We start from the raw sequence: 10,670 nt of genomic DNA on the forward strand, positions 1-10,670 counted from the left end.
ACTAAGATGGCAAAAAATCCAGATTTAAGATCCTATTTTTACGCTAGTCACCCAGTATATTTTGCAAATCCTGCTTAAATGTCGACATTTGGTTTGCATACTGGTCTTTTCTCTCTGCATCTTCAATAAGATGCACAATAGCTTCAGAGAGCGTGCAGCCTTGTTTTCTTGCTAAAATAGATAGTCTTTGCCAGACAAGAAAATCTAAATCGATAGATTTTTTACATGAGTGCTGATGCTCGGCATTAAAATGTCGCTTTCTGCGGGCTCTAATTGTTTGCTTCATTCGATTGGATAAATCTGGCGACATATGATTTTTTATCCAGTTTATCACTTTTGTTGGGGTATTTTCTAATTTCAACAGTTGCTCAATCGCATCCTGAACGGCGCTTTTTTCTATATACTTAGTGATATTCTCACCATCGCGATACTTTTTAACCAAGTAATCCCATTTCCAACCACATTCAAGATTTTCAAGCTGTTGATATTTCATAATCATCTCTGTGACAACGTAACTTATGTAATTATAACAACATTTAAAAATAAAAACGTTTGGTTTTTTAGCCAACTTAATAAAATCTTAGTAAGAAATCACACTATATTGAAATGTTAGCAAAAAATATAATTTTTCCTATTTATACAAGTCAATCGACAAAAAATCATAATTGGTGCGATAGAATATGATTATTCACATTTATAGCTAGCAACTTTCACTATGTTCTAAATTGAAATAATACATTCTATCTACTGTATTAGTGTTTTTTGTCATTAGCTTACTACTTGGATATTAACTATTAGTTACTAATGTTCAGTCCCAAATTATTTACATTGACTAGACTTTTACATTTTTTATTGCACTTATTACTACAGTTTATGAATAAAATTATATTTAAAATATACAAAATTAATAGTGGCATAAATTTAAACAAACGTTAATATAATGATTTCATCCTAAAAATTTTATAATGCTGGAAACGGATATCTTGTTTTCATAGTAAAATGTACCTGTTTCTCTAAAAACAATAGCGTATTTCTAAAATGTCTTCTATCTTGACTTCATACAATCAGGATATTGAGGATAATTTATAAACTTTTTATCTAAATTATAAGTTGAAAAATAGCGTGATTAGTAACGAATTAATATGGCAGAATTTAGCACCTGATTATGAACCTTATCTTAATCTTTTTGCTGCTGCTGATAAACTAGATAATGCCACTTTGGCCATCATTCAACCTAGATTATATAATAGTCTTGAAAGGTTTTTATTAACACCAACCTATTCTCCTTTTGCTGTCATTAAAGCATTAGAATGTCAAAGCTACTTATCTGAGTTAGCAAAATGCATTAAAAATATTAATCCATCCTCAGTAGCTATCACTGGAGATTATCAACAATCAAATGGAAGATTTCATTGGCAAGCAGGCACTAAAGGATCATTTACGCCCTGTCATTCGGTCTATTTCTGTAACTGGATAGAAATGCCTCAATTATTTGGCAGTGTTCATCAACATCAAAATAGTGTTCACTTAGAGCCAGGACTATTACATAAAATCAATGGCGGAGTATTATTACTTTCCGTTGGTACATTATTAGCGCAGCCATTGATGTGGCAGCGCTTAAAACAGATGGTGATGCAAAAACGGTTTGAATGGCTTCCAGCCAATGATAATCAATTTTTACCCTATCCAATTGATTCAATGCCACTTGATATTAAGCTCATTTTGGTCGGCGATCATTTTAGCCTTGAAGAACTGGAAACAAAAGAGCCTGAGCTTTTTTCTCAAGCTACCTATGGCGAATATGAATTTGAATTGAATTTTGAACATAGTGGTCAATTATCGCTATGGGTGCAATTTATTAAACAAATTATTACCGATTGCCAATTTCCTGCTTTAACGACTGATGCGTGGCCAACCTTCATTACTCAAGCAATTCGATATACGGAAGACAAATCTATCCTACCGCTAGATAGAATGTGGCTCATTCGTTGTTTAGCTGAGGCAAATCAATTTCAACAAGATAATCAGTTAACTGCAAAATCATTCCAAACAGCGATGCAACAGCGCCAGTGGCAACACGGTTACCTAGCCAAACGCAATCTAGATGATATTTTGCAAAAACAAGTTTTTATTAAAACTGAAGGTGAAATGATTGGCCAAATCAATGGCTTATCGGTTATGCAGTACCCAGGGCATCCAGAACTTATCGGTGAACCATCACGTATTACTTGTGTTGCTCACTTCGGTGATGGTGAGTTTACTGATGTAGAACGTAAAGCTGAGCTGGGCGGTAATATTCACGCTAAAGGCATGATGATTATGCAAGCCTATCTCAATTACGAATTAAAGCTTGAACAACCACAACCCTTTTCTGCCTCAATCGTATTTGAACAGTCTTACAATGAAGTTGATGGTGATAGCGCATCATTAGCTGAACTTTGTGCATTAATTAGTGCACTTTCTCTTCAACCTATCGATCAGCAAATTGCGGTTACCGGTGCAGTAGATCAATTCGGTTATGTACAACCGATTGGTAGTATTAACCAAAAAATCGAAAGCTTTTTTAACGTCTGTTTCCAACGTGAATTAACCGGTCAGCAAGGCGTTATCATTCCTGCGGCTAATATTCGTCATTTATGCTTAAAAACCGATCTTATTGCAGCAGTCAAATCTGGCGTATTTCACATTTGGCCGGTTGAACACGTTTCTGAAGCCATTTCAATTTTAACCAAACATGCTTATTATAAGCAACAATATGATACAAATAACTTACATCTGTTAGCTTTAATACAAGAACGAATTACTCAGGCTAATAACCAAGAAAGACCCAAATTCATGGGGCTGCTAAAGTGGCTGAATTAAATTAAAAAAAATAGCTGATCAGAGTTGCTCAGCTTACAAGTGTACGCTATTCTTTAGCCTTATTATTAATAATAAGGCTATTTAGTAATATGGTTGATAAACGCAACTCCTATAAAAAAGAAGATTTGGATGCTTCCGGCAGAGGTGAACTTTTTGGTGAAAATGGGCCGCCATTACCTTCCGGTAATATGTTGATGATGGATCGCATCACAAAAATGACCGAAACTGGCGGCAATTATGATAAAGGGTTTATCGAAGCAGAATTTGATATCAAACCTGATTTATGGTTTTTTAGTTGCCACTTCACTAATGATCCCGTTATGCCTGGTTGTCTAGGTTTAGATGCAATGTGGCAACTCGTTGGTTTCTACCTGGGATGGCTTGGTGGTAAAGGTAAAGGCCGAGCACTGGGCGTAGGTGAGGTCAAATTTACTGGACAAGTTTTGCCAACCGCAAAAAAAGTAACCTACCGTATCCATTTAAAACGTGTTATTAATCGAAAATTGATTATGGGTGTGGCTGATGGTGAAGTCTTGGTTGATGATAAGTGTATTTACACAGCAAAAGATTTGAAAGTCGGTTTATTTCAAGATACAAGCAGCTTTTAAAGCCAGATTTTTTTGTCATAAACCCCTTCTGTTATCAAGCTGAAGGGGCAAATATGTTATATTTTATACATTCAAGATAATTGGCTCGCTATTGATTGTCCAACCTGAGTCCAGCCTCTTGCTAACGTCCTAACTAATGCCGAATAGCCATTTTCATCTTGATCAAGCAGCAGACTAAAATCTCGCTTGATAATGACTTTATCACTTTTATAAATCCAGTTTCCCTGGATAATCACTTTACCATCATAACGCCCATGAAAAGCGGTCAAAAATACATTAAGACTATCAGGTCTGTTTTCCAGCGGTTGAGCCGATACTAATCGATTAGGCAACATTATTGATAACTGATTGACTAAATTTTGCATCAATTGCTGTTCTAACGGGCTTGCCCATAGATGATTGTTTGCATTAACATAATTAACATCGCTAGTTTGGTAAGTAATACCATTAGCTGCCAATATTCCAGACAATTGCACTGTCTGTACCCAAAGCTGTTTTTGCGTTAGTAAATCACTTTTTTTAGTCACTAAGCTCGGCGTTGTTGGTAATTGATAATAAGATTTTTCAATACCACTACTACAACCGATAAGTAAAAAACACAAAATCCATGCCAAATATCTCATTATTTTGTCACCTTCTTCGGTTCTGGATCCTTGATCGATTTTGCTTCAAAAACAAGTGCATTACTCTTATTATTCAATGTCTTGATAACGGGTTGAATATCCCTTAACACTTGATCAAGACGCTGCATATTATCGATCATTCTATTATAGGCAGGTGATCCTGGTTGCAAACCTTGCATAACACGATTCAATTCAAGCAAAGTCTGTTGCAGATCAGCAGGGATCTTTTGAAAGTCTTTGCTAGTCATCAGTTTATTCAACTCAGATAAAGTACGCTGTGCTTCACGAATGGTTTTCTGACTTTCTGCTAGCGTATTTGTGGCTTGACTTATCATAGGCTCAATCGGCAGACGATTGATTTTATCTAATGCCTCAACCACTTTTTGTTGGATCTGTGATAATCCAGCACTAACCGTTGGAATAATATCGTAATCAGCAACTTTTAATGGTCCTTTCCACTGGCCTTTTTCTGGATAGAAATCCAAATCGACATACAATGCTCCGGTAATTAGGTTAGCCGATTTTAAAGCTGCTCTTAATCCTTGTCTTAATGCTGCGGCAAACTCTTTTTCTAGATCAATATCGGTACTAACACGACCAGGCTCAATATGAATTAAAACCGGAATACGGAATTCATTATCCAATTTTTGCCGTAATTTCTCAGAATCAAACGGAACCTCCATCACGGTTCCTAAGCGAATTCCTCTAAATTCAACTGGTGCGCCAGGTTGTAATCCGCGAACTGAATCAGAGAAAAACAAAATAAAATCTTTGTGTACACTATATAAAGAGTTCTGAATACTTCTTTGATCTTCATAGAGTCTGAATAGGCTTTTATCTTCCACCCTCTTACCTGGTTGCCAACCCTCTACAACATCAAAACTAACCCCACCACTAAATAGTGTGGTTAAAGAGCCCATCTCTAAGCGGATACCTTGTGCCGATAGATCAAAAGCAATACCACTATCCCGCCAAAAACGAACATTTTCCGTTACTAGCCCATTATAAGGGGCATTAATAAAGAGTTGATAATGCATATTGCGGCTTTTAATATCAAACGAACTCGCTTCTACCGAACCAACTCGATAACCATGGAATAGCACTGGGGCGCCAGTATTTAATCTACCAGCCTGATCACTCGTCAAAATCACTCGAATACCTTTAGCATCAGGTGAAGCTAATGGCGGCGAACCTAATAAATCAAATTTCTCAGCATGCTGTTCACTATTGCCAGGTTGTACTTCAATAAATACGCCAGAAAATAGTGTGCCTAAACCGGTTATTCCCTCTTTGCCAATAGCCGGTTTAACGATCCAGAATGCGGTATCTTTCTTTAACAAATCCCTCATGCCATCATTTAAACGTGCTTTAATAATTACACGCTTAAAGTTGTTATCAAGAGAAACTTTTTCCACCAAGCCTATGTCAACACTACGACTTTTAAGTTTGGTTTTTCCCGCTTCAACACCTTCGGCATTATAGGTAATCAATGTCACTTCAGGACCTAAATGGCTAAAATGGTAAATTAGGATCCAGGCACCAATAAAGATGGTGATAATTGGAATGATCCAAATCGGTGACCAGCTTTTTAGTTTACTGATCTTTGCTTGCGCGTCAGTGTTATTTTTATTAGCCACCTTGCAACCCCTTTTCTAACCGAATTCTACTCTGCGATGCAACATTACAGCGATCCCAAGTTAAACGCGGATCAAAAGTCATTGCCGCAAACATGGTTAAAATCACAACAGCAGCAAATAAAATCACCCCAAGTGCCGGTGAAACGCTCATTAATCGTCCCATTTGCACCAATGACGATAATACTGCAATCACAAAAACATCAATCATTGACCAACGTCCAACACATTCAACAAGTTCATAAACAAAATGCATCCTAGCCGGATCCCGATTGCCATAACCTTTAGCATCAAAACATAACCAGCCTACTGCGACTATTTTTAAGCTAGGTACCATAATGCTAGCAATAAAAATAATAATGGCGACAGGATACGAACCATCACCCCATAACAAAATAACACCGGACATAATAGTAGAGTCTAGTCTACTACCTAATGTATTGGTGATCATAACAGGCAAAACGTTTGCTGGAATATAAAGGACTAATGAGGAGAGCAATAATGCCATGGTATTTTGTAAACTATTAGGCCGCCTAACATAGCCTTTGGTATGGCAACGAGGACAGTATTTACGTTCAGCTGGCAAAATGGCCATACAAATATGACAGGATCTGACGTTTTGACTAATACCACTTTTGCCTTCTTGCAGTGGGATCTCAAGCTTTGGCACTTCACCTATTTGCTGCCATAACCAATGTCTATCTAAACATTGAAATGCCCTGACCTGCAACAAACAAAAAAAACAATAAGGAACAAAACTGATACCCAAAGTAATTTCACCATAGGCCATTAGTTTTACAAAACTAACCAGCACACCAGCTAGAAAAATTTCTACCATGCACCAGGCTTTCATTTGAAATAACGTCCTAGCAAGATTTATTTTTAACCAAAGCGGGAGATTAACTCGTTGACATAATAAAATAATGGCAACCATACAAAAAGCGGGTACTGCCACGACAAAAAGGAGAAAAAACCAGCCAAGACTAGCATAATTTACATCAAACATGGCATGAGCAATATTAAACAGTGAAATTTGACTTTCAATGCCCATGACACTCATTTTTACGTAAGGAAATAAACAGGCAATAAGCAGCATCACTAATGCGCTAATCGCTATTGCAGTTGGTTGATTAGCTGGATACTTCCACTTAGCAGATAAAACAGTATGACAGCGTGGACAGCTGGCTCTAGTGCCTTGTTCTAAAACCGGTAATGCTACCAATAAATCACATTGCGGGCAGAGTATCTTATTATGACAACTTTCTTTAAAATGATTATGAGAGCACAACTTTTCTCTCCTCTATACAGTCATAATGCCAAATTATTGGCGATCTTTAAGTGATTCTAATTCTTGCCAACGCTCGAATGTCATTTCCATTTCTGCTTCTTTCTCAGCTAATGCTTTTAATACTGATTCAGTAACGCTATGGGGCTGATTAAAAAATTCCGGCGCACTAACTTGAGATTGCAAGATGGCAATTTCAGCTTCTAACGCTTCTAACTGCAGCGGTAATTGTTCTAGTTCCCTTAATAAATGATAACTAATTTTATTACTTTTTCGTTTTGGCTGCTCTTTAGCTGTTTCCACTACCGTAATATTGGCTTTACTAACAGTAGCATGCGATAAAGAAATTTTTTGTCTACGCTGCGAAGAGGCGTCATAAAAACCCCCCACATACCGCTCAACTTTACCATGATCTTCAAACATCCAGCACTCAGTTACGGTATTATCAACAAATTGACGATCATGGCTAACCAATAATACTGTCCCTTTATAACTATCAACGAGCTCTTCCAATAGTTCAAGTGTTTCAATATCTAAATCATTAGTCGGTTCATCAAGGATCAATAAATTACTGGGTTTTAAAAACAAACGTGCCAATAATAATCGATTTTTCTCCCCACCTGAAAGGGCTCGCACCGGTGTCATGGCGCGTTTAGGATGAAACAAGAAATCTTGTAAATAACCAAGCACATGACGCGGCTGTCCATTAACCATTACTTCCTGTTTACCTTCAGCTAAATTATCCATCACCGTTTTATCCGGATCTAGCGTCATTCTATGTTGATCAAAATAAGCAATCTCAAGTTTGGTACCGCGGTAAATATTACCGCTATCCACCTCAAGTTGTCCTAACATCAACTTGAGCAATGTTGTCTTACCGCAACCATTAGGCCCGATTAAGGCTATTTTATCGCCACGTTGCACTTGGACACTAAAATTATCAATTAATACTTTATTGCCAATGCGATAATTAACATTTTCAAGCTCAAACACTAGCTTGCCTGAACGACTTGCATCGGAAACCTGCATCTTCGCCGTCCCCATTACCTCGCGCCGCTCAGAACGTGCTAGCCGTAAGGATTTTAATGCTCTCACTCTGCCTTCATTACGAGTACGCCTGGCTTTTATTCCCTGGCGGATCCAAACTTCTTCCTGTGCCAATTTACGATCAAACTCAGCATTCTGCTGCTCTTCTACCCGTAATGCTTCTTCTTTATTGATCAGATAATCGTCATAATCACCCGGCCAGGAAGCTAATTTACCCCGATCAAGATCAATGATGCGAGTTGCCATATGGCGAATAAAAGAGCGATCATGGGAGACAAACACGATACTACCCTGAAAATCTTTTAGAAAATTTTCTAACCATAAGATGGTATCAATATCTAAATGGTTGGTCGGTTCATCAAGAAAAAGAACCCGTGGCCCACAGACTAAAGCACGCGCCAATGCAGCCTTGCGTAACCAACCGCCAGACAATGCAGATAACGGGCTGTCAGCTGGCAGCTGCAATTGCTTAATCACATCATTAATTTGTGTATCGAGTAACCACAAATTATCGCGATCTAATACCTCCTGCAATTCAGCTAACTTATTAAGATTCTTTTCACTGGGATCTTGTTCGACCATTTTTGCTATTTTATGAAAAGATTTAATATAATTTGCCTGCTCTTTAGCACCTTCAGCGACAAAATCAAAAACAGTACCACCGATATCCCGCGGTGGATCTTGCTGTAAACGAGCAACCTGCAGATCCTGCTGATAAACGACCTGACCATCATCAAGCGGTTGTTCTTTGGTCAATACGGGGTCCCCTCAGAAAACGGAAAAAATTGTACGTTAAGCTGTTTGAAGTGGACGTAGCGATCTGTATTTTCCCAGGCCGATGTTAGCGCTGCTACGCCAGAGGTATGCGAAACGTACTGCAACAGTGCCTCATCGACTAGTGCGTGCATTTGAACTGAGACTTCCAGTTTTACTCTTTGTGGCGCATTTAAACCGTAATTTCCTGAATATGGTCTAAGAATGTCTTGATGCCGGCAACCAACGGTACAACGTTGGAACAGAAACACCGAGATCTTTAGCTACGTCTCTGGGAGGAATACCGCTGGCTAATAATTTTTTAGCCGATTCAATTTTACTGCTGGTCATTTTTGGTTTTCTCCCACCTTTACGCCCGAATTCCTTTGCTGAATCAAGACCTGCCCGCGTACGTTCGATTATCAACTCTCGCTCCATTTCTGCAAGGCTAGCCATAACATGGAAGAAAAAACGCCCCGACGGTGTTCCGGTATCAATAGCATCCGTGAGACTTTTGAACTGAATGCCCTGTTTGTGCAGCTCTCCAGCGATATCAACAAGCTGTTTTACGCTACGACCCAGACGATCGAGTTTCCATACAACCAGCGTATCGCCCTCTCGAAGCATTTCCAGTGTTCTGGTTAACCCTGGGCGTTCAGTTCGTACACCATTGATTTTATCTTCATAAATTTTTTCGCACCCTGCTCTGGTCAGGGCTTCAATTTGTAAATCAAGATTCTGATCTTGTCTGGAAACTCGCGCATAGCCAATCATCATACGGCAGAACATCCCAAAGTGTACATCCATGGCCAGATTTCCTGCCCTCGTCTGTTTTTCATCTTCTTAACGACCTCCGCTGAAAGCCGATGATCAATTCCACTCAGCAACTGCCGCTGACGGTCAATAATACGCCCACGGGCATCAAAATCTCCTTCACTGAAAAGGTCTTCAGAACATTTCATCAGGGAGGCCCGTTCGGTCATAATACTGGAATGGTTAAATAACCAGCGGACAAATGCCAGCGCTTCAGGATGACGGAACCACAGCTCACCATACATTTCGATATAGTCAGCCGCCATCTCTGGTTTCGCTAAATTACTCCCATGCCATATTGCTAATGGCTGCGGGTGGAAGTTACCGGAAAGTATTTCAGCGATGTAACTGTTCGCGCTGAATCCGTGTCGAAGTGCTGTTGCTGCTTTGACCCAGTCTTTATTGAGGATATAAAGAAGGGCCTGCTCATAGCAGTAAGGAGGATAATTATCTGCGTGCTCATCAAAAATATTGGCCGCCCGTTCTTTGTCGCCGGCGCGCAGTACTTCCGAGCCCAGCAGATAGCGACTCCCTGATTGTCATTAGGGTTATAAGCCAGCATTTTATCAATAAGCGTGGCAGCATCTTTATGACGTCGTAAGCGTACATACGCCAGCATCGCCCCCTGCAGAGCGCGAAGGTATGGGCGATTATCTACATATCCCCATTCAATAGCACCTGAAAAACTCTCAGGGATAAGGCGGTTACCTGCTGCCAGTCCGACCAGAGCGGCATCCAGTGCTTTTTGGGCTTATCCTGCTCCAGGAAGATAAATGACAGGTGCGCATGAAGATCAATAAGATCTGGCTCCAGCCTGATAAAACGATTCAGTTCGGCAATATAACGCTTATCATTCAACTCGCCAGACTGATGCGTACCAAGCAGATGCTCGAACTCATCCAGCAAAGGAGCAAACCTTTCATCAGGGTAAACGAAACAGCCTAAATCTCCCTGTACTTCAAACCGCAATTTGTTTTCCATTTTTTTCTCACCTGCCTGCTGATTTTTTATCAAAACTCATTGAGAGCATAGGGAATTAAGAATA

At 39.3% G+C, this 10,670-nt stretch carries 7 protein-coding genes and 2 pseudogenes; 2 read left to right on the top strand and 7 right to left on the bottom strand.

The window, feature by feature from the left end; genetic code table 11:
* Positions 1-43: 43 nt before the first annotated feature.
* A complete protein-coding gene (matP, locus tag WH390_RS11705; protein WP_032116354.1) occupies positions 44-493 on the bottom strand; it encodes a macrodomain Ter protein MatP in 450 nt (149 codons plus the stop codon).
* 629 nt (positions 494-1,122) lie between these two features.
* Here matP and WH390_RS11710 point away from each other — a divergent pair.
* Positions 1,123-2,862 (top strand): Lon protease family protein, encoded by a 1,740-nt coding sequence (locus WH390_RS11710; RefSeq protein WP_032116369.1) that lies wholly within the window; start codon positions 1,123-1,125, stop codon positions 2,860-2,862.
* 89 nt (positions 2,863-2,951) lie between these two features.
* Positions 2,952-3,470 carry a bifunctional 3-hydroxydecanoyl-ACP dehydratase/trans-2-decenoyl-ACP isomerase gene (gene fabA / locus WH390_RS11715; protein WP_032116353.1) on the top strand — a complete coding sequence of 173 codons (519 nt, stop codon included), beginning with the start codon at positions 2,952-2,954 and terminating at the stop codon, positions 3,468-3,470.
* A gap of 71 nt (positions 3,471-3,541) precedes the next feature.
* Here fabA and pqiC read toward each other — a convergent pair whose 3' ends face one another.
* The 6 genes and pseudogenes from pqiC to WH390_RS11745 all read right to left on the bottom strand — a co-directional run bounded on the left by pqiC (position 3,542) and on the right by WH390_RS11745 (position 10,606).
* A complete protein-coding gene (pqiC, locus tag WH390_RS11720; protein ID WP_187290966.1) occupies positions 3,542-4,096 on the bottom strand; it encodes a membrane integrity-associated transporter subunit PqiC in 555 nt (184 codons plus the stop codon).
* A complete protein-coding gene (gene pqiB, locus WH390_RS11725) occupies positions 4,093-5,730 on the bottom strand; it encodes an intermembrane transport protein PqiB (protein WP_032116351.1) in 1,638 nt (545 codons plus the stop codon). Before pqiB ends, pqiC begins: the two co-directional genes overlap by 4 nt.
* Positions 5,723-7,015 (bottom strand): membrane integrity-associated transporter subunit PqiA, encoded by a 1,293-nt coding sequence (pqiA, locus tag WH390_RS11730; RefSeq protein WP_406850587.1) that lies wholly within the window; start codon positions 7,013-7,015, stop codon positions 5,723-5,725. Before pqiA ends, pqiB begins: the two co-directional genes overlap by 8 nt.
* 33 nt (positions 7,016-7,048) lie before the next feature.
* Positions 7,049-8,818: pseudogene (locus WH390_RS11735) on the bottom strand (ABC transporter ATP-binding protein); the annotation flags it as partial.
* A 213-nt stretch (positions 8,819-9,031) separates the two neighbouring features.
* Positions 9,032-9,589: a recombinase family protein gene (locus WH390_RS11740; protein WP_032116350.1), complete on the bottom strand. Its 558-nt coding sequence runs from the start codon at positions 9,587-9,589 to the stop codon at positions 9,032-9,034.
* Positions 9,586-10,606, bottom strand: a pseudogene (locus WH390_RS11745) (tetratricopeptide repeat protein). Before WH390_RS11745 ends, WH390_RS11740 begins: the two are co-directional and overlap by 4 nt.
* Between the last annotated feature and the right edge of the window lie 64 nt (positions 10,607-10,670).

Source organism: Candidatus Arsenophonus nilaparvatae (assembly GCF_045346035.1).
GTDB lineage: Bacteria > Pseudomonadota > Gammaproteobacteria > Enterobacterales > Enterobacteriaceae > Arsenophonus > Arsenophonus nilaparvatae.